The following is a 23,878-nucleotide window of genomic DNA, read 5'->3' as shown; positions in this document are numbered from 1 at the left end:
CATGACCCTGACCGCGGATGCCGGAGCCGCCGATGCGGCCTCCCGCGGCGCGCCGCGCGAGACCGTGTATCGGCCGGCCGCAGCCGTCGATCTCCGCGCGACGGTGGGCATGCTGCGACGGGGGCCCGGCGACCCGACCATGGTGTTCGACGGCCCGGTGATCTGGCGCACGCTGCGAACGCCGCTCGGTCCTGCCGCACTCGCGCTGCGCGCCCGCGGCGACGAGATCATCGCCACGGCGTGGGGCGACGGAGCGGAGCACGCGCTCGACAGCGTCCCGGAGCTGTGCGGCGCGAACGACGACCCCACCGGCTTCGATCCCTCCCATCATCCGCTGATCGCCGACGTCGCACGCCGGTCGGTCGGCATCCGCCTGGCTCGCACGGGCGTCGTGTTCGACGCTCTCGCGTGCGCGATCATCGAGCAGAAGGTGACCGGCCTCGAGGCGTTCCGCGCATGGAGACAGCTCGTCACGAAGTTCGGCGAGCGCGCACCCGGTCCCACCCCGAGGCCGATGTACACCGCCCCCACCGCCGCGCAGTGGCGCCGCATCCCGTCGTGGGACTGGCACCGGGTCGCGGTGCAGCCGCCGCAGTCGAAGACCGTCGTGCGAGCCGCCGAGCGCGCTGAGAGCGTCTCGCGCGCACTTCTGGCCGCCCCCACCGGCGAGGAGCGCGATCGCGTGCTGACGAGCTTGCCCGGCGTCGGCATCTGGACCTCGGCCGAGACGCGCATCAGAGCCCTCGGCGATCCTGACGCCGTGAGCGTCGGGGACTACCACCTGGCTCATCAGGTCGGCTATGCCCTCACGGGCCACCGCACGGATGACGGCGGGATGCTCGAGCTGCTCGCCCCGTGGGCCGGCCACCGGCAGCGAGTGATCCGCCTCATCTTCGCGAGCAGGGTGAGCGAACCCCGTCGTGGGCCGCGGCTCTCCCCCGAAGATCATCGGAGTCGCTGACCCTGCCGCACGGCGCGGATCGCCCCTAGGCTGAGGCCATGTCCCGCAACGCACTTCGCTTCTCCGTCACGGCAGGGCTGCTCATCGTCGGTGTCGTGATCGGCCTGATCTTCCAGAACGTCTGGCTCGGCATCCTGCTCGCCGCGATCGTCTGGCTCGGCTGGTTCATCGGCTACGAGTCCCGGCGCGGCCACAACACCGGCGTCAACGACGAGGACCACGGCGTCGAGCTCTGAGCGTCAGTAGTAGACCGCCAACGGACCGGACGGCCCCTCGACCACCCGCACGGGCGTATCGAACACCCGGGTGAGCACGTCGCCGGTCATGATCTCGGCGGGCGCCCCGAACTCGATGACGGCTCCGTCCTTCATGGCGCAGATGTGGTCGGCGTAGTGCCCCGCGAAGTTGATGTCATGCAGCACGATGACGATCGTGCGCCCCAGCTCCTCCGACGCCCGGCGCAGGTGCTTCATCATCTGCACGGCGTGCTTCATGTCGAGGTTGTTGAGTGGCTCGTCGAGCAGCACGAACTCCGTGTCCTGCGCCAGGACCATGGCGACGTAGGCTCGCTGTCGCTGGCCGCCGGAGAGCTCGTCCAGGTATCGACCTTCGAGGTCCCCGAGATCGAGGAAGTCGATCGCTCTGCTGATGAGCTCCTCGTCGGCGCGCGTCAGCCGGCCCTTCGAATGCGGGAAGCGCCCGAAGCCCACCAGCTGGCGCACGGTGAGACGGGTGACGAAGTGGTTCTCCTGCCGCAGCACCGAGACGATCTTGGCGAGATCCTTCGACTTCGTGGTCGCCACGTCGTATCCGGCGATCTCGATCGCTCCGGCGTCCATGCCGCCGAGCCGGCCGATCATCGTCAGCAGAGTCGACTTTCCCGCGCCGTTCGGACCGATCAGTGCCGTGATGCCGCCGGAGGGGATCCGGAGGTCCACAGGGCCGATCGCGACCTGGTCGCTGTAGTCGCGGCGGACGCCGTCGAGTGTGATCACAGCCTGCCCTTTCTGAGGATGACGACGAGGAACACGGTTCCTCCGACGAGTTCGATGAGGATCGACACCATGCCCTGCGCGTAGAAGACGTTCTTCATGACGAAGTACGCCCCGGCGAGGATCGTGAAGGCGGTGAGCACCGCCACCGGGAAGATGAGCCGGTGGTCGTATGTATCGGCGAACTGGTACGCGAGGGTCGCGACGAGGAAGCCGAGGAACGTCATCGGGCCCACCAGCGCGGTGGAGGTCGCCATCAGCACGGCGACGAGGAAGAGCACGGCATAGAGCTCGCGCTTGTGGTCGAGTCCGAGCGAGCGCGACACGTCGGGTCCGAGCGCGAGGAGATTCAGCCGCCGCGCCCGCAGCCACAGCAGCGCGGACGCGGCGATGCACAGCGGGATCGCGAGCGGCAGGTAGGACGCGTCCGCGTTGGAGACGTTGCCGAAGAGGCGAGCCGCCAGCACGTCGAACTCGCTCGGTGTGAGCAGCCGCTGCATGAAGGTCGAGATCGCCCCGAGTCCGCCGCCGATGATGATCCCGATCAGGAGCATGATCTGGAGGTTTCCGTAGCGCCCCGACAGCAGCCATCCGTAGAGCGCCATCGCGAGCCCCACCATGATGACGACCTGCAGGCCGAACTGCCAGACGCCCTGGATCGCGACGAGCCCTGCGACGCCGAACAGGTAGACCGTAGTCGTCTGCACCACCCGATAGAGCGATTCGAACCCCATGATCGACGGCGTGATGATGCGGTTGTTCGTGACCGTCTGAAAGCTCACGGTCGCGATCGCCTGCGCCACCGCGACCACTGCCATCACGGTCACATTCGTCACGCGGAGCTTCGCGATGCGCCAGAACCCAGGCGATCCGATCGGCATGGGGTTGTCCCAGGCGAGCAGGGCGAAGGCGAAGGCCGCGGAGAGGACGATGAGGACGCCCAGCACCAGGGCGTAGCGACGGCGCGCACGCGCGGATGTGAAGGATCCGGAGGTGCGGGCATCGACCGCGAGTGCGCTAGCCACGACGACGCTGCCTCAGCAGCAGGAGGATGAAGACGATCGCGCCGACGATCCCGAGGATCAGCGAGACCGGGACCTCGAACGGCATGATGATCGTGCGGCCGATGATGTCGCAGACCGTGACGATCGCGATGCCCAGCAGACACACCCACGGCAGGTTGCTGCGCAGGTCGTCTCCTCGGACCATCGAGACGATGTTGGGCACGATCAGTCCGAGGAACGGGAGGTTGCCGACGACGACCGTGACGACTCCGGTGGTGACGGCGATCAGCACGGTCCCGAGCAGGATCACGCGGTTGTAGTCGACGCCGACGTTGGTGGCGATCTCCTCCCCCAGTCCGGCGATCGTGAGGCGGTCCGCCACGATGAAGACGACGACCCCGACGACCGCCACGATCCAGAGCATCTCGTACTGCCCGCGGAGCACCGAGGTGAAGCTGCCGGCGAACCAGACGCCGATCGCCTGGAGCGAGTCGGTGACGAGCGCGAAGTACGTCGACACCGATCCGACGACGGCGCCGAGCATGATCCCGACGATCGGGACGATGAGCGACGACCGGAGGGAGACGCGGCGCAGGAATGCGAAGAAGACCATCGTGCCGATGAAGGCGGCGATGATGGCGCCCGTCATCCTCAACGGGATCGACGGGTTCGGCACCAGCACCATGACGGTCAGCAGACCGAGCCCTGCCCACTCGGTGGTGCCGGTGGTCGTGGGTTCGACGAAGCGGTTCTGGGTGAGGAGCTGCATCACGAGCCCGGCCATCGCCATGGCGGCTCCCGCGAGGACGAGAGCGATCGTGCGCGGCACGCGGGTGATCTGGAACATCTCCGCGCCGTCCGCGGCCCCCGCGATGTCGTATACGCCCGTGAAGAGCGACACGACGAGGAGTGCGACGACGACGAGGATGCCGACGAGCAGCTTCACGTCGAAGAGCCGCCCGACGGAACGGGGCGACTCGATGGATGCGGTGCGGGTGTGGGTGCGGGTCATCATGCGACGCCGGACGGCGGCATCCGCTCGGAGCGGATGCCGCCGGTCGGCCTTACTTCTGCGCGGCCTCGAGCGCGTCGGCGAGGTCCTCGAGGAACGTGGTGTACGTCTGGATGCCCTCGTTCAGGTAGGTGTCCGTGGGCATGTAGACGATCTGCTCGTCGGCAACGGCGGTGACGCCGGCGAGCGCCTCGGAGCTCTCGAGGATCTCGGACGCCTGCACGTAGTCGGGGGTCTCGGCGGCGAAGACCGCATCGCGGTCGAGCACGAGAAGCCAGTCGGGGTTGGAGGAGGCGATCGCCTCGACGGAGATGTCGTCGCCCTGGTGGTCGTCGGAGGCGTCGTCGACCTCGAGCGCCGGCGTCAGACCGAGGATGTCGTAGATCGGTCCGAGCGAGCGCCCGACGGTCGGCGCGAGGTACCCGATCTCGCCGCCGGAGGTGTTCACCGCCATGACGGTGTCGGCGTCGTCGTATGCGGCCTTGGCCCGCTCGACGGCCGCGTCGAAATCGTCGACGAGCGCCTGCGCCTCGTCCTGCTTGCCGAAGATCTCGCCGAGGACGGTGGTCTGACGCTTGAGCTCCTCGTCGAAGGGCTCGCCCTCGCGCGGCTCGAGGTCGATGATCGTGGCGTCCGGCACGAGCTCGGCGATCGCCTCGTTGTGCTGGGTGAATCGCTGGCCGCTGATGATGAGGTCGGGTTCGACGGCGACGATCGCCTCGAGGTCGGGCTCGCTGTGCAGGCCGATGTCGACGATCGACTCGTCGTCGAGGTACGACACGGTGTCCGGCATGAGCGCGACGGCGCCGGCCGAGAGCTCGACTCCCCAGTCGGAGAGGGTCTGGAACGTGCGGTTGTCCAGTGCGACGACGGATGCAGGGGGCGTGGCGATCTCGTGCGATCCGCTGTTGTCCTCGACGGTGACCGAGTCCGCTGCGGCTGCGGTCCCCTGCGGCTCGGCGTCGGAGCCGGAGGCGCAGCCGGCGAGGGTGAGGAGGCCGACGAGACCGACGCTCGTGGCGGTGAGGATTCTGGGCATGGACATGGAGAGACTCCTGTTCTGCGGTGATGAGTGCGCGGAAACGGCGCGGGAACGGCGGACTTAGGATGCCCTAACTCCACCTCCAAGATAGGTTAGCCTTACTTTATGAGCGATACGAAATCCCGCTTCTCCATCGAGCGCCGCGGCCTCGATCTGCGCTTCCGCACCGTCACGCTGACCGCCCGGGAATGGCTGGCCCCTGGCTACGTGCGTGTCCGGCTCAGTGGCAGTGACCTCGAGGGCTTCGACTCTCCCGGCTCCGACGACCACATGCGCCTCTTCTTCCCGTCCGGTCCCGTGGAGTCCCTCGAGCAGATGCGGGAGGCGCCGAGTCGCGAGTACACACCTCTCGCCTGGGGCGACGACTGGCTCGACGTCGAGTTCGCGGTGCACGGCGACGCAGGGGTCGGCGCCCCGTGGGCCGCGACCGCTCCGCTGGGTGCATCGATCGGAGTCGGTGGCCCCCGCGGTTCGGCCGTGCTCAGCGGCAGCCCCGGATCCTGGCTTCTCGTCGGAGACGAGACCGCCATCCCGGCGATCCGACGCTTCGCCTCGTCGATACCCGCCGGGGTGCCCGCCCGCATCGTGATCGAGACGGCCTCCGTCGGCCGGGAGATCGAGATCGACACCCCGGTCGACGTGGAATGGCTGCACCGTGGCGACGCCGCCGAAGGCTCCGCCCTCATCGCATTCCTCAACCGCCTGACCGCCGACGATTCGGTCGGCGACGACCCGTTCGTGTTCATCGCCGCCGAGCAGTCGGTCGTGAAGCCCGGGCGCGCGCTGCTCAGCCGGTGGGGCGTCGACTCCGCGAACGCGGTGGTCAAGGGCTATTGGAAGCGGGGCGAAGCGGAGTACCACGCTCCGCACTAGTGCGATCCGGGCGCCGACTGGAAGACTGGACGCATGGCTCTTCTGGATCACCTGGGCATCACCGTCAACGAGCTGGAGCGCGGTCGCGCGCAGTTCCATCCCGTGCTGACGGCCCTCGGCTATCAGAGCGGCGGCGAGGACGACCACTCGATCTCGTGGCACAACGGCGACGAGACCGAGATCATCCTGTACGCCTGGGATGAGGAATCCGGGCCCCATCGTCACGGCCGCGTGGGATGGCAGCACATCGCTTTCTCGGTGTCGACGCGAGACGAGGTCGACCGCCTTCACGCCGTCGCGCGCGATGCGGGATGGTCGGCCGTGCGCGAGCCCAAGGAATATCCGCGATACACGGAGCGCTACTACGCCTCGTTCGTGGAGGATGCCGACGGCATCCGGATCGAGTTCATGCACAACCCGCCGCGCGAGTCCCAGTGACGCGCGCGCTCTGCGGCGGGTGAGCCCGGCTCTCCTGCACACCGAGGCCGGAACACGAGTTCCTCCCACTGTTCGGGATGGCGGTATACAGCGACGCCTCTTCCGATTCCTCGTCTGGAACGATGCGAGGATGACACGGTGCACCTCATGAACGACGCTCAGATCTGGACCATGATCGGGTGCTTCACCGCGCTCATGTTCGGCATGCTCACGGTCGTCTCGACGTTGTTCATCCGCGTGGTGCGCACCGAGATCGGCGCGCTGCGCGGGGAGATGAACGCACAGATCGGCGGACTCCGGGGCGAGATGAACGCCCGCTTCGATGCCGTGAACACGCGGATCGACGGACTCGACCGCGACATGCAGGCCGTCGTGAAGCGCTCATTCGGCCTCGACCGCGACTGACGACTGACACCGGCAGCCGGCCGCCCGCAGCTCAGACCACGGGTGCGGCGACGGCCTCGGCATCCGTGCGGTCGGTGAAGGCTTCTTTCGGAACGAAGGCGAGGATCGCGGCGGCGATCAGCGCGGTCACGCCACAGACCACCCACACGGTGATGTACCCGGCGAATGATCCCGCAGTGCCTTCGACCGCCCCGCTCACGCCGTTGAGGAGCGCGATCCCGAAGATGCACGAGGCGATCGCTCCGCCCACGGTCTTGACCGAGTTCGTGAGGCCTGTCGCGACGCCCGTCTGGGTCGCCGGAGCCGCCGACGCCGCAGCCGCGGGAAGGGCGGCCACGAGAGCACCCGAGCCGAGGCCGACGATGACCATGTTGGTCACCACCTGCAGGTACGAATCGTGGAACGGAAGGAACAGCAGGAAGCCGATGCCGACGAGCAGAGATGCGCCCATCAGGGTGATCCGCGGAGTCAGCAGACGAGCGATGAGCGGGAACAGCAGGGCTCCCGCGATCATCGCGATCAGGTAGAGCCCGATGATCAGGGACGTCGCGAAACCCGTGGTTCCGAGCCCGTAGCCGTAGACACCGGGGTCGGTGCGGGCGAACGTCGACAGCGGCGCCTGTGCACCCAGCACGCTCACCCCGAACAGGCCGGCGGTGAGGAAGACCGGGCCGAGTGCCGGCGAGCGGAACATGCGCACGTCGATGAGCGGGTCGTCGCAGCGCAGTTCCCAGAGCACGAACGGGATGACGAGCAGAATGCCGAGGACGACGACGGCCCAGGACCAGGGGTTGACGAGTCCGCCCTCGAGACGGAGCAGGCTGAGACCCCCGGTGAAGCAGATCAGGGCGAGCGAGATCAGCACGACGCCGACAGTGTCGAAGACACCGCCGGTCGGATCGGGAGACTCCTTCACCCCGAACAGGATCACGAAGAAGCACACGACGATGAGCACGGCGGGGATGAGCAGCACCACCGTCAGGGGCAGGACATCGATCAGGGCTCCACCCACGAGTGCACCGATGATCGCGCCGCCTTCGAGCGCCGCGACGAGGAGTCCCGCGGCCTTCGCCGTGATCGACGAACGCCCCTCCATGCGACGGGAGCGCGACCAGATGAGCGCGATCTCGAGCGGCAGCCAGACGACGTAGAACCCCATCAGCGTCCAGCCGATCAGGAACACGGGGAACGAATCGGTGAAGGGCAGGACGAGCGCCGCCGCGGCGGTGAGCGCCGTCGAGATGAGCAGCATCCGCTTGTGGCCGACCATGTCGCCGAGCTTCGCGAAAGCGGGCACCACCAGAGCCGACAGCATGAGCTGCGTGCCCTCGAGCCAGTTGACATCGGCGTCGTGGATGCCGAGGTGCCGCGCGATGTCCGTGAGCATGGGCGTGTAGTAGCCCTGCAGCACGCCGCTGGTGAACTCGACGAAGGCGAGGAAGCCGACGACGGTGGCGAGGGTTCCCAGAGTTCGGGTGCGCGTCATCGCGGCTCCTCGGTGAAAGGACTGGATCGGGCACCGAAGCGCCCGCGGAGGGGTGAGATCACCCTAGCCGCTCGAGGAGCGCCCGATGGAACCGCTCCCCCCGCTCGAGCGCGACGATCTCGACGTTCTCATCGACGCCGTGGATCGACGCCCGCTGTGCGTTCGACATCTCGAGCGGCGCGAAGCGGTAGACGGCGGGGGCGAAACGGTGGAAGTGGCGGGAGTCCGTCGCCGCCATCATCACGTACGGGACCGCGGGGACTCCCGGGTGAGAGACGGCGAGAGCGTCGGCGAGCAGCGTGAACTGGGCGTTGTCGGTCGCGGACTCGGGCGACGGCTCGCTCGCCTCCTCGACGGATACGGTGATGAGCGGATCCCGGATGCGCCGACGCACCCGCAGCACCGTCTGCTGCGTCGTCTCACCCAGCGCGATGCGCAGGTTGACCGTCGCCGAGGCCTGCGACGGCAGGACGTTCGCGGCAGTGCCGCCCGACTGCATGGTCGGAGCCACCGTTGTGCGCACGAGTGCTGCGGGCTCGCCGCCGAGCGCGGCGAACAGCCGGCCGGTGACCGGCGGGGCCGAGCCGAGCAGCCTGAGCAGATGCCCTGCCGGACCGGGAGTCTGAGCTCCGAGCTGCGACAGCATCCGTCCGATCGCCTTCGACGGACGCGGTCGGAACGTGCGGGGGCCAAGCCGATCGACGGCCCTCGCCACGCGCCGGACCGCTGTGAGAGCGGGCGGTGCCGAGGCGTGACCGCCCTCACCACGCGCCGAGAGCGTGAGCGTCATGACGCCCTTCTCCCCCACGCCGATCATCGCCGCCCGTCCCGGAACGAAGGGCAGCGGCGCATCCACGACGGCGCCGCCCTCGTCCACCACGAGCCACGGGATGATGCCGCGATCGCGCAGGACGCGGGCGATCTCCTCGGCTGCTCGACCGAAGGTCTCCTCATTGCCCCCGAACGACAGGTAGACGTCCCGTGCGGGGGTGAACCCGTCGGCGAGCAGGTTCTCGACCGCCTCGAGCACGACGATCAGCGGACCCTTGTCATCGAGAGCACCACGACCGTAGACGACTCCGTCGGCGATGACGCCCTCGAACGGGGGATGCGTCCATGCGTCGCTCTCGTCGACGGGGACGACGTCATAATGCGCCATCAGCACGACCGGCCCCGCAGCGCCGGCGTCCCTGCCCGTCCAGTGGAAGAGCAGCCCGAAATCGGTGTGCCGTTCGAGTGCGAGATGCTCGTGGACGAGCGGGTAGAGCTGCGCGATCAGAGCGACGAACGACTCGAACGGCTCGGTTCCGCGCTCCTCGACCTCGGCCGACACGGTCGGCAGCTGGATCATCTGCGAAAGCCGTTCGGCGATTCCCGGTCGAGGTTCCGTCACGTCGGCCATCGTATCGCCGGGGACAATTCCCGCCGGCTCGCCGCACTCCGGTCGACGTCCGTCCTGCTCAGCGCCGGCGACGCGAGACAATGGAGGGATGAGCCTGTTCGCCCTGGCGCCCAAGCGCGGTCCGCGCTGGCATCTCGCCACCCAAGCGGCGCTGGGCATCGCGGTGCCGATAGCGGTCATGACCGTGCTCGGCGAGGCGTCGCTCGGCTACGTCGCGGCCTCGGGCGCGTTCACGGTCCTCTTCGCCGGGACGGCACCGGTGATCGATCGGGCGAGGATCCTGCCGTTCGTCGCCGCGGGCCTCATCGTCAGCGCCGCTCTCGGAGTGGCTGTCTCCGCCAACGCCTGGCTCGTGAGCATCGGCGTCGTGGTGGTCGCGGTCGTCAGCGCTGCCCTGGCGTTCGGGTTCCGGCTCGGCCCGCCCGGACCGCTCTTCTTCGTGCTGGTCTTCGGCCTGTCGGCGCACGTCGTGGCGAGCTCGCCCCTGGCACCGCTGACCTACCTCGGGGCACTCGCGGCCGGCTGCGTGTTCTCCTATCTGGTCGCGATGGCGCCGCTTCTGCGTCCTCGAGCGCGCTCGATCTCCGCTCGGCCGCTGAGCGAGCTGCTCCCGGGCCCCGCATTCACCCCCGATTCGCGCATGCTCGTGATCCGGGTCGCGATCGTCGCCGTCATCGGCGTCCTGCTGGGACTGGTGATCGACCCCACCCGGACGTACTGGATCGTGGGGTCGGCGGTGGCGGTGATCGGCGTGGCCGCCGCCCGTCGCGCTGCCGTCCAGCGCGGACTCCATCGCATGCTCGGAACCGTGGTCGGGGCCGGCGTGTACGCGCTGCTCGCGCTGCTGCATCCGTCGGGGCTGTGGCTCGCTCTGCTGCTGGGCGCGCTGCAGTTCACGATCGAGCTCGTCGTCGTCAGGCACTACGCTCTCGCGCTCGTCTTCATCACCCCTCTGGTGCTTCTGCTGACGGGCGCAGCGACGGGCGAGATCGGTTCGATGGACGTCGCCGGGGAGAGGATCGTCGACACCCTCGTCGGAGCTGCTCTGGGTGCGATCTCCGGCTTGCTGCATCCGCGCGCGACCACGTCTTCCGTGTGACTCTCTCGACGTCTGCCGTCGCACGCGCCATACTCGCAGCATGACCCGTGCGCCTGAGATCGCCGACTACCACCGCAGGCTCAGCTCGGAGGATCGGCTGATCTGCGACCTCCTCGCGGACGAGATCGACCGAGCACTCCCCGACGCCGCCGCCAAGGTCTGGCACGCGCACCCGGTCTGGTTCCTCGACGGCAATCCGATCGTCGGATACGACCGCTTGAAGGATGCCGTCCGACTGATGTTCTGGAGCGGCCAGTCGTTCGCAGAGCCCGGACTCGTCGCCTCAGGATCCTTCGAGGCCGCCGAGAAGAGATTCACCTCCGCCTCGGAGATCGACACCGACCGGCTCGCCGTCTGGATGTCGGAGTCGCGGGTCGTGCAATGGGACTACGAGCACATCCGCACGAACCGGGGCCTCGTCAAGCGCACCTCGTTCTGATCGCGGCTCGGGAACACCGCGAGACGGTGCGCGGTTGCACCTCGAGAGCCGAGAGGAGAGCCATGGAACTGACGCTCGTGACCTCCGCGTTCTGCGGAGCGTGCTCGCGCACCCGCTCGGTCGTGGAGGACGCCGTGCGCTACCTCCCCGACGCGATCGTCACCGAGATCGACGTCGCGAGAGAACCGGATGCCGCGGAGGCGCTCGACATCCGCTTCACCCCGACCGTCATCATCCGCGATGATTCGGGCGCAGAAGTGTTCCGCGCCGAAGGTGTGCCGACGGTGCCTCAGGTGCTCACGGCGGCGGTGAAGGCCCTCCCCGCCTGAGCGCGACGTCGCTCTTGCGGATGTCCGACCCCCGGCGCAGAATGAGCCGCAGCGGGACCGACGGCGGCCCCGCCTGACAAGGCTGGGGGCAGTCATGGCCAATCTCAATCCCTATCTCTCGTTCCGCACCGAGGCGCGACAGGCGATGGAGTTCTATCAGGGCGTGCTCGGCGGTGATCTCGAGATCAACGTGTTCGGCGAGTTCCCCGACATGGTCCAGAACCCGGATCAGCACGATCTCGTGATGCATGCGCAGCTCACGACGCCGGACGGCCTGGTGCTCATGGCCTCAGACACCCCCGACGGCATCCCGTTCGAGCCGCCCCAGGGATTCTCGGTCTCACTCAGCGGCAACTCGCAGGAGAAGACGCAACAGGTCTGGGACGCCCTGTCCGACGGTGCGGCGATCACCATGCCGCTCGACACCCCGCCGTGGGGCGGCACGTTCGGAATGCTCGTCGATCGTTTCGGAGTGCCCTGGATGCTGCACGGCGACCCCGAGTGAGTCGCTCAGCGCAGGGCTTCGGCCTCGATGAACGCTCGGAGCTCGTGCTCGTCGTCGGCCATCTCGGTCCTGCGCTGCGGAGCGTCGAGCATCGCGCGCAGCTCTGAGGAGTACTCGAGCTCGACGCCGATCGCCTCGCGGATCGTCTCGGCGAACTTCTGCGGCTTCGCCGTCTCGAGCACGAGCATGGGCACACCGGGCTCGACGTTCTCGCGAGCGACCTTGACTCCGTCGGCCGTGTGCGGGTCGATGATGTCCCCCGTCGCCTCATAGACGGACCTGATCGTCGCGAGCCTGTCGTCGTGCGTCGAGGTGCCGCTGACGATGCCGAACTCCTCGACGAAACGCGCCAGATCGGAGGTGAAATCGAAGAAACCCTGGGTGTCGAGCTCCTGCCAGGCCTTCACGACGCGGCTCGCGTCACGACCCACGAGTTCGAAGATGAAGCGCTCGAGGTTCGACGCCTTCGAGATGTCCATCGACGGGCTCGAGGTGGCGAGCGTCTGCGCCGCACTCCGCGGCCGGTAGACGCCGGTGCGGAAGAACTCGTCGAGGACGTTGTTCTCGTTGGCGGCGAGCACGAGGCGACGGATGGGCAGCCCCATCTCCTTCGCGAAGAACCCCGAGAGGATGTTGCCGAAGTTTCCGGACGGCACCGTGAACGACACCTCGGTCCATCCGCCGGCGTCCGTCGCACGCAGCCACGCCCAGAAGTAGTAGACGACCTGGGCGGTGATGCGGGCGAGGTTGATCGAGTTGACCGCACCGAGGTGCTGAGCGCGCTTGAAGTCGAGGTCGCCGGCGAGGGACTTGACGAGGTTCTGGCAATCGTCGAACACGCCGTCGACGACGATGTTGTGGATGTTGTCATCGTCGAGCGAGAACATCTGCGCGCGCTGGAACGCGCTCATGCGCCCCTTCGGGGACAGCATGAACACCGAGATGCGGTCCTTGCCGCGAAGAGCGTGCTCGGCAGCCGAGCCGGTGTCTCCCGAGGTCGCGCCGAGGATGTTGAGGACAGAGCCCTTGCGCTCGAGCGCGTACTCGACGACCTGCCCGAGGAACTGCATGGCCATGTCCTTGAAAGCGAGGGTCGGCCCCTCGGAGAGACCCACCAGGGTGAGATCGTCGCCGATCGACCGCAGGGGCACGACCTCTTCAGGGAACGGCTCGTAGGCGGCCTCCGTCATGCGGGCGAGATCGGCCCGCGGGATGTCCGTGGCGAAGAGACCGAGCACCTCGGTGGCGAGCTGCGGATACGTCAGGGCACGCCAGCGCTCGAGCGTCTCTCCGTCGACCGTGGGCATCGTCTCGGGGACGGCCAGTCCTCCGTCGGGCGCGAGCCCCTCGAGCAGGGTCTCACAGTACGGCAGCGGCTGCATGCCGCCTCGGGTGGAGATGTACTGCACGGGAGCTCCTCGGTTCGGGATCGGCACGGGGCTTCCATTGTCGCAGGTGGGCGCGGGGTGATTTCACGATCAGGATGCGCGTCTCACGACATAGCGCGTTCATCGCGCGGAGGCAATGGTGTTCCGCTGTGAACTCGTATCTCTTAGCGTGGACCCCATCAACAGAACAGGAGCCCTCATGACTGCGAAGACCCATACCGCGCATGACCACAAGCCCGCGGACGGCCAGGCTCCCACGACAGCCTCGACGCCGGCCGAACCCCTCTACGAGCGTGTCGACCTCGATCGCTACGTCGTGCTGCACGACGGCCCCGTCGGATACGTCGAGCACGTGCATCCTGTCTTCGTCTGCTACGTCGGCCACCCTTACCCGCACGCCGACGAGATCGCTCAGGTGCATGACTTCCACGACGCGGTGAGGACTGTCCTGCACCGCGCCGTCTCGAAGCGGCGCGCTCAGTGAGCCACGAGGTCTGGCCCGGTTCCCCCTACCCGCTCGGCGCGACCTTCGACGGCCAGGGCACGAACTTCGCCCTGTTCAGCGAGGGCGCCGAGAAGGTCGAACTGTGCCTGTTCGACGACGACGGCAGCGAGGAGCGCGTCCCGCTCGAAGAGGTCGACGCGTTCGTCTGGCACGGCTATCTGCCCTCCGTGCAGCCCGGACAGCTCTACGGATACCGCGTGCACGGACCGTACGACCCCGCGCAGGGAAAGCGATTCAACCCGAACAAGCTCCTCCTCGACCCGTACGCGAAATCCGTGGCCGGCCGGGTCGACTGGGGGCAGCCCCTGTTCGGCTACGACTTCGGCGACCCCGATTCCCGCAACGATGAAGACTCCGCCGCGACGATGGTCAAGGGCGTCGTCGTGAACCCGTTCTTCGAGTGGGCGGGCGACCGACTGCCCAAGACCCCCTACGCACAGAGCGTGATCTACGAGGCGCACGTCAAGGGACTGACCCAGCTGCACCCGGACATCCCCGAGGAGCTGCGGGGCACGTATGCGGCCATCGGCCACCCGTCGGTCATCGAGCACCTGGTGCACCTCGGCGTCACCGCGATCGAGCTGATGCCGGTGCATCAGTTCGTCTACGACTCGACCCTCGAGGAAAAGGGCCTCACGAACTACTGGGGCTACAACACGCTCGCCTTCTTCGCGCCGCACAACGACTACTCCTCCAGCGGGCAGCACGGTCAGCAGGTGCAGGAGTTCAAGGCCATGGTGCGCGCACTGCACTCGGCGGGGATCGAGGTCATCCTCGACGTGGTCTACAACCACACCGCCGAGGGCAACCACATGGGGCCGATGCTGTCGATGCGGGGCATCGACAACGAGGCGTACTACCGCCTCGAAGAGGACCGTCGCTACTACACCGACTACACGGGCACGGGCAACAGCCTCAACGCCGGCAACCCGCACGCGCTGCAGCTGATCATGGACTCGCTGCGGTACTGGGTCACGGAGATGCATGTCGACGGCTTCCGCTTCGATCTCGCCTCGACTCTCGCGCGCGAGTTCTACGACGTCGACCGTCTCGCGGCCTTCTTCGAGCTGGTGCAGCAGGATCCGATCGTCTCGCAGGTGAAGCTCATCGCCGAGCCGTGGGATGTGGGCCCCGGCGGATACCAGGTCGGCAACTTCCCTCCGCAGTGGACGGAGTGGAACGGCAAGTACCGCGACACCGTGCGCGACTTCTGGCGCGGTGAGCCGCAGGCGCTCGGCGAGTTCGCATCGCGTCTCACCGGTTCCGCCGACCTGTACGAGCACTCCGGTCGGCGTCCCGTGGCGTCGATCAACTTCGTCACCGCTCACGACGGCTTCACGCTGCGCGACCTCGTGTCGTACAACGAGAAGCACAACGAGGCCAACGGCGAGGACAACAACGACGGCGAATCCCACAACCGCTCGAGCAACAACGGCGTCGAGGGGCCCACCGACGACGAGACGATCAACCGCGTCCGCGCCCGACAGCAGCGCAACTTCCTCGCGACACTGCTGCTGTCGCAGGGAGTGCCGATGATCGCGCACGGCGACGAGCTCGGTCGCACCCAGGACGGCAACAACAACGGTTACGCGCAGGACAACGAGCTCACCTGGGTCGATTGGGAGGCGGCGGATCGTCCTCTCGTCGAGTTCACGGCAGCGGTGGCGAGACTGCGCCGCATGCACCCGACGTTCCGCCGCAGCCGGTTCTTCGACGGCCGACCGGTGCGGTCGGAGGACGGCGAACGAGTGCCGGATGTGGTCTGGCTGCGACCCGACGGCCGCCGGATGGAGCCCGAGGACTGGGATTCCGGATTCGGTCTCGCGATCGGCATGTTCTTGAACGGACAGGGCATCCGCGAGAAGGACCGCCGTGGACAGCCGGTGACGGATCACAACTTCCTCGTCTACTTCCACAGCGGGACGGAGGCTATCGACGCCGTGCTCCCCGACGAGCGCCACGGGCGTGCGTGGGAGGTCGCCGTCGACACCGCCGGCGACCGTGCCGGAGGCGACGCGATCGACGCCGGCGCTCCGGTGACCCTCGAAGCCAACTCGATGCTGGTGCTGCGCGAAGTCGATCAGACCGAGGTGCCGACGGACGACTCCGTCGAGGCCTCGCTGCGCATCCAGACCGAGCGCGCCGAAGCTCCGTCACCCGCCCCGACCCCGGAGCTGCCTCGATGACCCACCGCCCGCTCTCGACCTATCGTCTGCAGATCCGAGCGGGTTTCACGCTCGACGACGCGGCATCGATCACGGAGTACCTCACCGAGCTGGGTGCCTCGTGGGCGTACCTCTCACCGCTGCTCGCGGCCGTGCCGGGGTCGGACCACGGCTACGACGTCGTCGATCATTCGCGGGTCGACGATGCCCGCGGTGGCCCCGAGGGGCTCGAGCGCTTCTCCGCCGCGGCCCGCTCAGCGGGGCTCGGGGTCCTCGTCGACATCGTCCCGAACCACGTCGGCGTGGCCGTCCCGCGCGCGAACCTCTGGTGGTGGGATCTGCTGCGGCTCGGGCGCTCATCGCGCCATGCGCTGGCATTCGACGTCGACCCGCGACTGTCCGACGGACGGGTGCGACTGCCGATCCTCGGGTCGTCGCTCGCGGAGGTGCTGTCAGCCGATGAGATCGTCGTCGACACGACCCCGGCCGACGATGCCCCCGACGGAACGCTGTCGTACTTCGACCACGTGCTTCCCCTGGCACCGGGATCGGGAGAGCTCGCAGACGATCTGCCTGCCCTCCTCGACGCCCAGCACTACGAGCTGCGGTTCTGGGAGGACCAGAACACCGACCTCGACTACCGTCGGTTCTTCGCCGTGTCCGAGCTCGCCGGCATCCGCGTCGAGATCCCGGATGTCTTCGAGGAGTCGCACCGCGAGATCGCCCGGTGGATCACCGACGGTCTGGCCGACGGACTCCGCGTCGACCATCCCGACGGGCTGACGGATCCCGGCGAGTACCTCGAGCGACTCGCCGACATCACCGGCGGCGCGTACACGGTCGTCGAGAAGATCCTCGAACCGGGTGAGCAGCTGCCGTCCTGGTGGCGCACCGACGGCACGACCGGCTACGACGCGATGGGCGAGATCGACCGCGTGCTGATCGACGGCGACGGAGTCGCAGCCCTCGACCTCCTCGACTCGCGGCTGCGGGACGAGACCGGTCTGCCGGCCGCGAAGTCCTGGGCCGACCTGATCCACTCCACGAAGCGGATGATCGCCGACGACCTCCTGCAGTCCGAGGTGCGACGCCTCGTCAGGGCTCTGCCGTTCGGCGTGGTCGGCGCCGAGGACGCGCTCGCCGAGATCGTGGCGAGCTTCCCGGTCTACCGGTCCTACCTCCCGGCGGGACGCGAGCATCTGCAGCACGCGATCGACGACGCCGCACGGCGCCGCCCCGACCTCGCGGGATCGATCGCCGAGCTGACGCCCCTGCTGCTCGACACCTCGCTCGAGGTCTCGCAGCGCTTTCCGCAGGTGACGGGAGCGGTGATGGCCAAGGGCGTGGAGGACACCGCGTTCTACCGCCACACCCGCCTCGGCACCCTCACCGAGGTCGGCGGCGATCCCTCGATCGCCTCCGTCTCGGTCGACGAGTTCCATGACGCCCAGCAGGCGCGGCTCGCGTCGTGGCCGCACTCGCTCACCGCTCTGTCGACCCATGACACCAAGCGATCCGAGGACGTCCGTGCGCGTCTGTCGGTGCTCTCCGAGATTCCGGACCGCTGGGCGCAGGTGCTGGCCGAGCTCCGTGCCGTCGCCTCGACAGGACACGGGCCACTCGATTCCCTTCTCTGGCAGGCCGCGGTCGGAGCATGGCCGATCTCGTCGGAGCGCCTGCTCGCCTACGGGCTGAAGGCCGCGCGCGAGGCTGCGGAGTCGACCGGATGGCAGCATCCGGACCTCGAGTTCGAGAAGGGCGTCGAAGCGATCGCCGAGGCGGCGAACGGGCGGGCTCGACCGATCCTCGAGGGATTCGTCGGCGAGATCGTCGACCCCGGTCGAGTCAACTCGCTGTCCGCGAAGCTCCTGCAGCTCGCAGCTCCCGGTGTGCCCGACGTCTACCAGGGCACCGAGCTGTGGGACCACTCGCTCGTCGACCCCGACAACCGGCGGCCGGTCGATTTCGCAGCGCGTTCGGCGATGCTGGGTCGACTCGATGCCGACGTCTCTCGCGGCATCCTTCCTCCCATCGACGACTCGGGCCTCGCGAAGATGCTCGTCACGTCGCGCGCGTTGCGTCTGCGCCGGGACAACCCCGAGCTCTTCTACCGGTATCGCCCGGGCGGTGTCGCCGGTGAGGCGTCGGATCATGTGGTCGCGATGGACCGGGGCGGTGTGCTGGCGGTGGCGTCGCGTCTGCCCGTCGGACTCGAGCGCCGCGGCGGATGGGGCGACACCGTGCTGCTGCGCCGCGAACTGCCGGCGACGGACGCGATCACCGGTCGCCGCTTCGGCCGCGGTCCGGTCCGGCTGGCCGACCTGCTCGACACGTATCCGGTCGCGCTGCTGGTGGACGAGCGATGATCTCGGTCTGGGCTCCCCGCGCCGACAGCGTGCGGCTGCGTCGTCTGACACCCGCGTGCACCACGATCTCGGAGCACGACCTCACGTCGGCTGATGACGGTTCGGGATGGTGGAGCACCGATGTGGCGATGTCCGAGGGCGAGCGCTATGGCTTCCTCCTCGGCGACAGCAACGACCTGCGCCCTGATCCGCGGTCGCTGCGGCAGCCGCGGGGCGTGCACGGGCCCTCGGCTCTCTTCGATCCGGCCCGCTTCGAGTGGACCGACGGGGACTGGCGCGGTGCGCCGCTCGACGGTGGCGTGATCTACGAGCTGCACGTCGGGACATTCACACCGGACGGCACGCTCGACGCGCTCATCGGGCATCTCGATCACCTCGTCGAACTCGGCATCACGCATGTCGAGCTGCTCCCGGTCAACGCGTTCAGCGGCGACTGGAACTGGGGTTACGACGGCGTGCTCTGGTACGCCGTGCATGAGGGGTACGGCGGACCCGCCGCATACCAGCGGTTCGTCGACGCCGCCCACTCACGCGGCATCGCGGTGATCCAGGACGTCGTCTACAACCACCTCGGACCCAGCGGCAACTACCTGCCCGAGTTCGGTCCGTATCTGCGCGAGGGCCGGCACACGGCGTGGGGCGACTCGGTGAACCTCGACGAGCCGGCCGTGCGCGAGTACATCATCGAGAACGCGCTGATGTGGCTCCGTGACTTCCACGTCGACGGGCTGCGGCTCGACGCCGTGCACGCACTGCACGACGAGAGCACCCCGCACCTCCTGCACGAGCTGTCCGAGCGCGTAGATGCGCTCGCTCGCGAGGTCGATCGCCCGCTGAGCCTGATCGCCGAGTCGGATCTGAACGACCCGGTCATGGTCCTCTCCCACGAGGAGGGAGGGAACGGCCTCACCGCGCAGTGGTCAGACGACTGGCATCACGCGGTGCACGTCGCGCTCACCGGCGAGACCGACGGGTACTACGCCGACTTCGCCGCGCCGGACGCGTTGGCGAAGGTCACTCAGACCGGGTTCTTCCACGACGGGACGTACTCGTCGTTCCGCGGGCGCACGCACGGCGCGCCGCTGCCGCCGAGCGTCCCTGCCTGGCGACTGGTCACATTCGCGCAGGACCACGACCAGATCGGCAACCGTGCAGCGGGAGATCGGCTGGCCGCTTCGCTCTCCTCCGATCGACTCGCCGTCGCCGCGGTTCTCACCCTGACCGCACCGGGCACCCCCATGCTGTTCATGGGCGAGGAGTGGGCTGCGTCCACCCCGTGGCAGTTCTTCACGTCGCACAAGGAACCGGAGCTCGCGAAAGCCACCGCGGAGGGGCGGATCGCGGAGTTCGCGCGCATGGGATGGGACCCGGCCGCCGTGCCCGACCCACAGGACCCGGCTACGTTCGAGCGATCGCGGCTGGACTGGAGCGAGCTCGCATCGGCATCGCACGCCCGCATCTTCGATCTGTATCGACGCCTGATCGCCCTGCGGCGCGAGGTGCCCGAGTTGACCGATCCCGAGATGTCGCACAACCACGTCATCGTGTCGAAGACGGAGGGCGCACCGGAGAACCGGGCCTACCGGATCGAACGAGGCGAGGTGTCGGTGCTCGTGAATCTCGCCGAGCAGGAGGTGGAGTTCGATCTCGCCCCCGACTCGCGGATACTGCTGGAGACGGCGCCCGTGCGGACGATCGCGCGGACCATCGTGCTCGCACCCGAGTCCGCGGCGATCGTCGCACCTGCGCGCTGATCGCCTTTCGGCCAGGTCAGAGAGACTTGGCGAAGCACAGGGACAGACCGCTGCCGATGTAGTGGCCGAACAGCGGGATCGGTCCGTAGCCCTCGCGTTCGTAGAAGCGCACGGCATCCGGCTGAGCGGTGCCCGTCTCGAGCACGAGGGACCGGATGCCGAGCAGGCGCGCTTCTCCCTCGAGTGCGCGCAGCAGCGCCACGGCTGCGCCCGTCCCGCGCGCGGAGGGAGCCGCGTACATCCGCTTGATCTCTGCGACGTCGGTTCCGAGCACGGCCGGATCGAGGGGTCGGAGACCGCCGCATACGATGGCGAGCCCGCTCTCCTCTCGTGCGACGAGGAAGACGGGCACGTCGTCCGCGGAGGGGATGACGCCCGGCTCATGGTCGTCGCTGCCGTACCGCGCATCGAGTTCGCTGCGCTGCGCGGCCCTGAGCCGCTCCGCATCCGGATGCGACCATGTCACCCGCTCGACCGTCACTCCCATGTCGCCCTCTCGATCCGATGTCGCCGCCCGATTCACGGTACCGAGCGAAGATGTCGGGGATGTTGCCGCGCGTCACCATAGATTCACGATTCTCTTAATTCACGTTTTTCTGTACAGTCGCATCGTGACCCTCGCCGCCTCGCCCACCCATACCGCCGCCGTCGCCCGCCTGGGTCATGCCCTGTCGGACTCGACGCGCGCAGCCATCCTGCTGGCGCTTCGAGCGGCGCCGGCGTACCCGTCCGACATCGCGGACGAGCTCGGGGTCAGCCGACAGCTCCTGTCGAACCATCTCGCGTGCCTTCGAGCATGCGGGCTCGTCGAAAGCGTCCAGGACGGACGCCGCAGCCGCTACGCGCTCGCCGACCCGCATCTCGCGACCGCGCTCGACGAGCTCATGCGCATCACGCTGATCGTCGATCCGGACTGCTGCGACGGCGAAGGATGCAGCTGCTGATGTCGACGAGCACTCTCACCGCCGAACGACGCGCGACTCTGCACCGCCGCATCCGCCTCATCGTGGCGTTCACGATCGTCTACAACGTGATCGAGGCGGCCGTCGCGATCGCCGCAGGGTCAGTCGCATCGTCGGCCGCGCTGATCGGGTTCGGGCTCGACTCGAGCATCGAGGTGCTCTCGGCAGCGGCCGTGGCCTGGCAGTTCACGCGACGCGACCCCGAGCGCTGGGAGACGCCCACCCTCCGTGTCATCGCCGTCGCGTTCTTCGCTCTCGCGGCCTATGTCGTCACGTCGTCGGTGCTGTCGCTGCTCGGCGGTGATCGGCCGGAGCACAGCACGGTCGGTCTCGTGCTGACCGCGGTCAGTGTGATCGTGATGCCGCTCGTGTCGTTCGCCGAGCGACGCGCCGGCCTCGAGGTCGGGTCGACCACGGCCGTCGCCGACTCGAAGCAGACGCTGATCTGCAGCTACCTCTCGGCCGCCGTGCTCATCGGACTCGGCGTCAACAGCCTGTCCGGGTGGTGGTGGGCGGATGCCGTCGCCGGCCTCGTCATCGCGGTCTTCGCGGTACGCGAGGGTCTCGAAGCCTGGAAGGGCGACGCCTGTGCCACTTCGATCGGCATGATCCTCGAGGACGAGCACGAGCACCACGACCACGACCACGAGCACGTGCACGACGACCACCGTCACGACGACGCGCGTCACATGCACTGACGACCACGGAGTTCCAGAAAGAATTCCCGCCCGCGTCACTTTCCGCCGAGTTCGGGGTCTTGCATACGAGACCTGAAGTCGGCCTGGGGGGATACGAGCCGGTTTCGGGTCTGAGCCGCACTCTCCCCTTTGAGCGGCTCGCGGGTGGGGCAACTCCCACGGCCCCACCCGCCCTTCCGGGCTTCACGGGTCAGGCGTCCGCGCAGTCAGATCCAGCCGCGCTCCTCGGCCATCAGCACCGCCTGCTGGCGGGTGCCGACCGACAGCTTCGCGAGCACCGCCGAGATGTGGTTGCGCACCGTGCCGGGCGCGAGCGAGAGGGTCCTGGCGATCTGGGTCGTCGTCTCACCGCGGCGCCCGGCGCGGAGCACGTCCAGCTCCCGATCCGTGAGGGGCGACCGTTCGTCGCTCAGCGCGTCGGCCGCGATCTCAGGATCGACGTAGCGGGCACCGGCGGCGACCCTGCGGATGACATCGGCGACCTGATCCGCTCCTCGTGACTTCGGCAGGAAGCCCGCGACACCCGATGCGAGAGCCCGCCGAAGCACCCCGGGACGCGCGTGACGGGTGACCACCACGCAGCGCGTGACGATGGCTCGGTTCAATCGCTCCGCGACCTCCACACCGTCGAGACCGGGCATCTCGAGATCGAGCAGGCACACGTCGGGCGTCAGAGCGAGCGCGGCAGCGAGCGCCTGCTCACCGTCGGCGCACTCGGCGACCACCTCGATGTCTCCTTCCAGACGCAACAGGGCGGCGAGCGCCGAACGGATCATCCCCTCGTCGTCAGCGAGGAGCACACGGATCATCGGCTCTGCCCATCTGCGGTCGACACATCGGATCGCGGAACCGTCACCGAGACGATGAACTCGTCGGCATCCTCCCGGATCTCCAGGGTTCCTCCCGCCTCCGAGATCCGGCGTCGCACTCCGTCGAGGCCCGACCCGACGGGGTGTGTCGCCACGCCGGTCACCACATCGTTCGCGACCTCGTAGCGCCACCCGTCGTCGACCCTGCGAAGGTCGAGCCGAGCCCGTCGCCCGGCCCCGTGCCTCAGGACGTTCGTGGTCGTCTCCCTGATGACGGGACCGAGAGCCGATGACGGCGCCTCATCGGCGTCGGGTGCGATGTCGGCCTCGACGGAGAGTCCGGCCGCGGCGAGAAGGTCACGGGCATTCGCCACCTCGTCACCCAGCGGCACCGAGCGGAAGCGCGTCGCCAGATCTCGGGTCCCCTGCCTGGCTTCGTCGACGCTGACCCTGGCGGCCCGGAGCTGCTCGAGCGCGGCGTCGGGATCGATCCTCATCAGGCGCTCGGCCAGTTCGAGCTGCAACGCGATCACCTGCAGGTGGTGCCCCTGGAGGTCGTGCACGTCGGTCGCCACGCGCAGACGCTCCTGCGTCGCGGCGAGGCGGGCCTCCGACGCCCTCGCACGATCGACGGTGACCAGCACATCCCACCACCACAGCGAGCTCACCGACATCGCCGGGATGAGGATCGCGTACAGCGCAGGGATCCAGCCGGGGAGCGCGATCTCGGTCGCGCCCCGAGCGGCGTCGGCGACGGCGACGAGCACGAGCACCACGGTGGTCAGGACGACCATCCGCAGGCGCACCCCCTTGGGCCAGTTGAGCAGCAGCACCGACTGAGCGATGGGCATGAGCGCGAGCAGCCAGCTGTCGAGCACGAGGCCGCCCGCGATCCCGTAGCCGACCGCGATGAGCAGCGGAAGGGCGATGCGCGTCCACGCGATGCCCGGCTCGGCATCCAGCCGGTGGCGATAGTCCGCGAGCAGCACGATGGTGGAGCCCCACCAGAGCAGGCCACCCACGCCGACGACGAACGCCGCCGTCGCATCGCCGGGCACTGCGAGCGCCTGCAGCGTCCAGACCAGCACCAGGAAGAGCTCGAGGAAGGCCACGGCCGACACCGTGTACCACCAGGTCGCGGTGATGCCTCGGGCGAGCTGGCGGGCTCCCGGGGGTGGGTCGTCGGCAGGATCGACGACCGGAGAAGTGCTGCGCATGCCCCCACGATACGGGCGTGACACATG

General features: G+C 68.4%; 25 protein-coding genes. 15 read left to right on the top strand and 10 right to left on the bottom strand.

Annotated features, from left to right (window positions below; genetic code table 11):
• Position 1 precedes the first annotated feature (1 nt).
• A complete protein-coding gene (locus tag SOM10_RS15425; RefSeq protein WP_320490928.1) occupies positions 2-961 on the top strand; it encodes a DNA-3-methyladenine glycosylase 2 family protein in 960 nt (319 codons plus the stop codon).
• Positions 962-999: 38 nt separating this feature from the next.
• Positions 1,000-1,197, top strand: coding sequence for a hypothetical protein (locus SOM10_RS15420; RefSeq protein ID WP_053098832.1), 198 nt, complete (start codon positions 1,000-1,002; stop codon positions 1,195-1,197).
• 3 nt (positions 1,198-1,200) lie between these two features.
• Here SOM10_RS15420 and SOM10_RS15415 read toward each other — a convergent pair whose 3' ends face one another.
• From SOM10_RS15415 to SOM10_RS15400, 4 genes are read right to left on the bottom strand one after another with little or no spacing between them, the layout of a single operon-like run.
• On the bottom strand, positions 1,201-1,956 hold the full coding sequence (locus SOM10_RS15415; protein ID WP_285365125.1) for an ABC transporter ATP-binding protein: 756 nt from the start codon (positions 1,954-1,956) through the stop codon (positions 1,201-1,203).
• A complete protein-coding gene (locus tag SOM10_RS15410; RefSeq protein WP_320490924.1) occupies positions 1,953-2,978 on the bottom strand; it encodes an iron chelate uptake ABC transporter family permease subunit in 1,026 nt (341 codons plus the stop codon). The genes SOM10_RS15415 and SOM10_RS15410 overlap by 4 nt, the downstream gene beginning before the upstream one ends.
• Positions 2,971-3,969 (bottom strand): iron chelate uptake ABC transporter family permease subunit, encoded by a 999-nt coding sequence (locus SOM10_RS15405; RefSeq protein ID WP_056277730.1) that lies wholly within the window; start codon positions 3,967-3,969, stop codon positions 2,971-2,973. The genes SOM10_RS15410 and SOM10_RS15405 overlap by 8 nt, the downstream gene beginning before the upstream one ends.
• A 52-nt stretch (positions 3,970-4,021) precedes the next feature.
• Positions 4,022-5,014, bottom strand: a complete 993-nt coding sequence (locus SOM10_RS15400) for a siderophore ABC transporter substrate-binding protein (protein WP_285365127.1) — start codon at positions 5,012-5,014, stop codon at positions 4,022-4,024.
• A gap of 102 nt (positions 5,015-5,116) precedes the next feature.
• Here SOM10_RS15400 and SOM10_RS15395 point away from each other — a divergent pair, with 102 nt between their 5' ends.
• From SOM10_RS15395 to SOM10_RS15385, 3 genes are all read left to right on the top strand, one after another.
• Complete coding sequence (locus SOM10_RS15395; protein ID WP_072590780.1) at positions 5,117-5,884, top strand: siderophore-interacting protein; 768 nt, start codon at positions 5,117-5,119, stop codon at positions 5,882-5,884.
• Between the two features lie 33 nt (positions 5,885-5,917).
• Complete coding sequence (locus SOM10_RS15390) at positions 5,918-6,322, top strand: VOC family protein (protein ID WP_072590779.1); 405 nt, start codon at positions 5,918-5,920, stop codon at positions 6,320-6,322.
• A gap of 147 nt (positions 6,323-6,469) precedes the next feature.
• Positions 6,470-6,727, top strand: coding sequence for a hypothetical protein (locus SOM10_RS15385; RefSeq protein ID WP_320490917.1), 258 nt, complete (start codon positions 6,470-6,472; stop codon positions 6,725-6,727).
• Between the two features lie 31 nt (positions 6,728-6,758).
• On the opposite strand, the gene SOM10_RS15380 is transcribed toward SOM10_RS15385, so the two are convergent.
• Entirely contained in the window at positions 6,759-8,213 is a 1,455-nt protein-coding gene (locus SOM10_RS15380) for an MFS transporter (protein WP_320490915.1), read from the bottom strand.
• Positions 8,214-8,271: 58 nt separating this feature from the next.
• Positions 8,272-9,615 (bottom strand): M20/M25/M40 family metallo-hydrolase, encoded by a 1,344-nt coding sequence (locus SOM10_RS15375; RefSeq protein WP_053098825.1) that lies wholly within the window; start codon positions 9,613-9,615, stop codon positions 8,272-8,274.
• A gap of 88 nt (positions 9,616-9,703) precedes the next feature.
• Here SOM10_RS15375 and SOM10_RS15370 point away from each other — a divergent pair, with 88 nt between their 5' ends.
• The 4 genes from SOM10_RS15370 (at position 9,704) to SOM10_RS15355 (ending at position 11,987) form a co-directional block, all read left to right on the top strand.
• Positions 9,704-10,714: an FUSC family protein gene (locus SOM10_RS15370; RefSeq protein ID WP_053098824.1), complete on the top strand. Its 1,011-nt coding sequence runs from the start codon at positions 9,704-9,706 to the stop codon at positions 10,712-10,714.
• Positions 10,715-10,754: 40 nt separating this feature from the next.
• Positions 10,755-11,153, top strand: a complete 399-nt coding sequence (locus SOM10_RS15365) for a DUF1801 domain-containing protein (protein WP_320490913.1) — start codon at positions 10,755-10,757, stop codon at positions 11,151-11,153.
• A gap of 62 nt (positions 11,154-11,215) precedes the next feature.
• Positions 11,216-11,482, top strand: a complete 267-nt coding sequence (locus SOM10_RS15360) for a thioredoxin family protein (RefSeq protein WP_320490911.1) — start codon at positions 11,216-11,218, stop codon at positions 11,480-11,482.
• 94 nt (positions 11,483-11,576) lie between these two features.
• Positions 11,577-11,987 carry a VOC family protein gene (locus SOM10_RS15355; RefSeq protein ID WP_053098821.1) on the top strand — a complete coding sequence of 137 codons (411 nt, stop codon included), beginning with the start codon at positions 11,577-11,579 and terminating at the stop codon, positions 11,985-11,987.
• A 5-nt stretch (positions 11,988-11,992) separates the two neighbouring features.
• Here the strand turns inward: SOM10_RS15355 and thrC are convergent, their stop codons facing one another.
• A complete protein-coding gene (gene thrC, locus SOM10_RS15350) occupies positions 11,993-13,396 on the bottom strand; it encodes a threonine synthase (protein ID WP_072592216.1) in 1,404 nt (467 codons plus the stop codon).
• 178 nt (positions 13,397-13,574) lie between these two features.
• On the opposite strand from thrC, the gene SOM10_RS15345 reads away from it, so the two are divergent.
• From SOM10_RS15345 to treZ, 4 genes are read left to right on the top strand one after another with little or no spacing between them, the layout of a single operon-like run.
• A complete protein-coding gene (locus SOM10_RS15345) occupies positions 13,575-13,859 on the top strand; it encodes a hypothetical protein (RefSeq protein ID WP_053098820.1) in 285 nt (94 codons plus the stop codon).
• A complete protein-coding gene (gene glgX, locus SOM10_RS15340; protein ID WP_320490907.1) occupies positions 13,856-16,066 on the top strand; it encodes a glycogen debranching protein GlgX in 2,211 nt (736 codons plus the stop codon). The genes SOM10_RS15345 and glgX overlap by 4 nt, the downstream gene beginning before the upstream one ends.
• Positions 16,063-18,411, top strand: a complete 2,349-nt coding sequence (gene treY, locus SOM10_RS15335; RefSeq protein ID WP_320490905.1) for a malto-oligosyltrehalose synthase — start codon at positions 16,063-16,065, stop codon at positions 18,409-18,411. The genes glgX and treY overlap by 4 nt, the downstream gene beginning before the upstream one ends.
• Positions 18,408-20,165: a malto-oligosyltrehalose trehalohydrolase gene (treZ, locus tag SOM10_RS15330; RefSeq protein WP_320490903.1), complete on the top strand. Its 1,758-nt coding sequence runs from the start codon at positions 18,408-18,410 to the stop codon at positions 20,163-20,165. The genes treY and treZ overlap by 4 nt, the downstream gene beginning before the upstream one ends.
• A 16-nt stretch (positions 20,166-20,181) precedes the next feature.
• Here treZ and SOM10_RS15325 read toward each other — a convergent pair whose 3' ends face one another.
• A complete protein-coding gene (locus tag SOM10_RS15325; protein WP_320490901.1) occupies positions 20,182-20,652 on the bottom strand; it encodes a GNAT family N-acetyltransferase in 471 nt (156 codons plus the stop codon).
• Between the two features lie 121 nt (positions 20,653-20,773).
• Here SOM10_RS15325 and SOM10_RS15320 point away from each other — a divergent pair, with 121 nt between their 5' ends.
• A complete protein-coding gene (locus tag SOM10_RS15320; protein ID WP_320491359.1) occupies positions 20,774-21,109 on the top strand; it encodes a helix-turn-helix domain-containing protein in 336 nt (111 codons plus the stop codon).
• Entirely contained in the window at positions 21,109-21,825 is a 717-nt protein-coding gene (locus SOM10_RS15315) for a cation transporter (RefSeq protein WP_320490899.1), read from the top strand. The genes SOM10_RS15320 and SOM10_RS15315 overlap by 1 nt, the downstream gene beginning before the upstream one ends.
• A 206-nt stretch (positions 21,826-22,031) precedes the next feature.
• On the opposite strand, the gene SOM10_RS15310 is transcribed toward SOM10_RS15315, so the two are convergent.
• Positions 22,032-22,634, bottom strand: a complete 603-nt coding sequence (locus SOM10_RS15310) for a response regulator transcription factor (RefSeq protein WP_053098815.1) — start codon at positions 22,632-22,634, stop codon at positions 22,032-22,034.
• Positions 22,631-23,851, bottom strand: a complete 1,221-nt coding sequence (locus SOM10_RS15305; protein WP_056277026.1) for a sensor histidine kinase — start codon at positions 23,849-23,851, stop codon at positions 22,631-22,633. Before SOM10_RS15305 ends, SOM10_RS15310 begins: the two co-directional genes overlap by 4 nt.
• Positions 23,852-23,878 lie beyond the last annotated feature (27 nt).

The organism is Microbacterium sp. CFBP9023 (genome assembly GCF_034045055.1).
GTDB lineage: Bacteria > Actinomycetota > Actinomycetes > Actinomycetales > Microbacteriaceae > Microbacterium.
Note: the sequence above shows the minus strand (reverse complement) of the source record. Positions and strands in the feature narration are given on the sequence as shown.

Bases quoted from the DNA above. Each gene is read 5' to 3' on its own strand.
- SOM10_RS15425 (WP_320490928.1), top strand. From the start codon at position 2: ATGACCCTGACCGCGGATGCCGGAGCCGCCGATGCGGCCTCCCGCGGC.
- SOM10_RS15420 (WP_053098832.1), top strand. From the start codon at position 1,000: ATGTCCCGCAACGCACTTCGCTTCTCCGTCACGGCAGGGCTGCTCATC.
- SOM10_RS15405 (WP_056277730.1), bottom strand. From the start codon at position 3,969: ATGACCCGCACCCACACCCGCACCGCATCCATCGAGTCGCCCCGTTCC.
- SOM10_RS15400 (WP_285365127.1), bottom strand. From the start codon at position 5,014: ATGTCCATGCCCAGAATCCTCACCGCCACGAGCGTCGGTCTCGTCGGC.
- SOM10_RS15395 (WP_072590780.1), top strand. From the start codon at position 5,117: ATGAGCGATACGAAATCCCGCTTCTCCATCGAGCGCCGCGGCCTCGAT.
- SOM10_RS15390 (WP_072590779.1), top strand. From the start codon at position 5,918: ATGGCTCTTCTGGATCACCTGGGCATCACCGTCAACGAGCTGGAGCGC.
- SOM10_RS15385 (WP_320490917.1), top strand. From the start codon at position 6,470: ATGAACGACGCTCAGATCTGGACCATGATCGGGTGCTTCACCGCGCTC.
- SOM10_RS15380 (WP_320490915.1), bottom strand. From the start codon at position 8,213: ATGACGCGCACCCGAACTCTGGGAACCCTCGCCACCGTCGTCGGCTTC.
- SOM10_RS15375 (WP_053098825.1), bottom strand. From the start codon at position 9,615: ATGGCCGACGTGACGGAACCTCGACCGGGAATCGCCGAACGGCTTTCG.
- SOM10_RS15370 (WP_053098824.1), top strand. From the start codon at position 9,704: ATGAGCCTGTTCGCCCTGGCGCCCAAGCGCGGTCCGCGCTGGCATCTC.
- SOM10_RS15365 (WP_320490913.1), top strand. From the start codon at position 10,755: ATGACCCGTGCGCCTGAGATCGCCGACTACCACCGCAGGCTCAGCTCG.
- SOM10_RS15360 (WP_320490911.1), top strand. From the start codon at position 11,216: ATGGAACTGACGCTCGTGACCTCCGCGTTCTGCGGAGCGTGCTCGCGC.
- SOM10_RS15355 (WP_053098821.1), top strand. From the start codon at position 11,577: ATGGCCAATCTCAATCCCTATCTCTCGTTCCGCACCGAGGCGCGACAG.
- SOM10_RS15345 (WP_053098820.1), top strand. From the start codon at position 13,575: ATGACTGCGAAGACCCATACCGCGCATGACCACAAGCCCGCGGACGGC.
- treY (WP_320490905.1), top strand. From the start codon at position 16,063: ATGACCCACCGCCCGCTCTCGACCTATCGTCTGCAGATCCGAGCGGGT.
- treZ (WP_320490903.1), top strand. From the start codon at position 18,408: ATGATCTCGGTCTGGGCTCCCCGCGCCGACAGCGTGCGGCTGCGTCGT.
- SOM10_RS15325 (WP_320490901.1), bottom strand. From the start codon at position 20,652: ATGGGAGTGACGGTCGAGCGGGTGACATGGTCGCATCCGGATGCGGAG.
- SOM10_RS15315 (WP_320490899.1), top strand. From the start codon at position 21,109: ATGTCGACGAGCACTCTCACCGCCGAACGACGCGCGACTCTGCACCGC.
- SOM10_RS15310 (WP_053098815.1), bottom strand. From the start codon at position 22,634: ATGATCCGTGTGCTCCTCGCTGACGACGAGGGGATGATCCGTTCGGCG.
- SOM10_RS15305 (WP_056277026.1), bottom strand. From the start codon at position 23,851: ATGCGCAGCACTTCTCCGGTCGTCGATCCTGCCGACGACCCACCCCCG.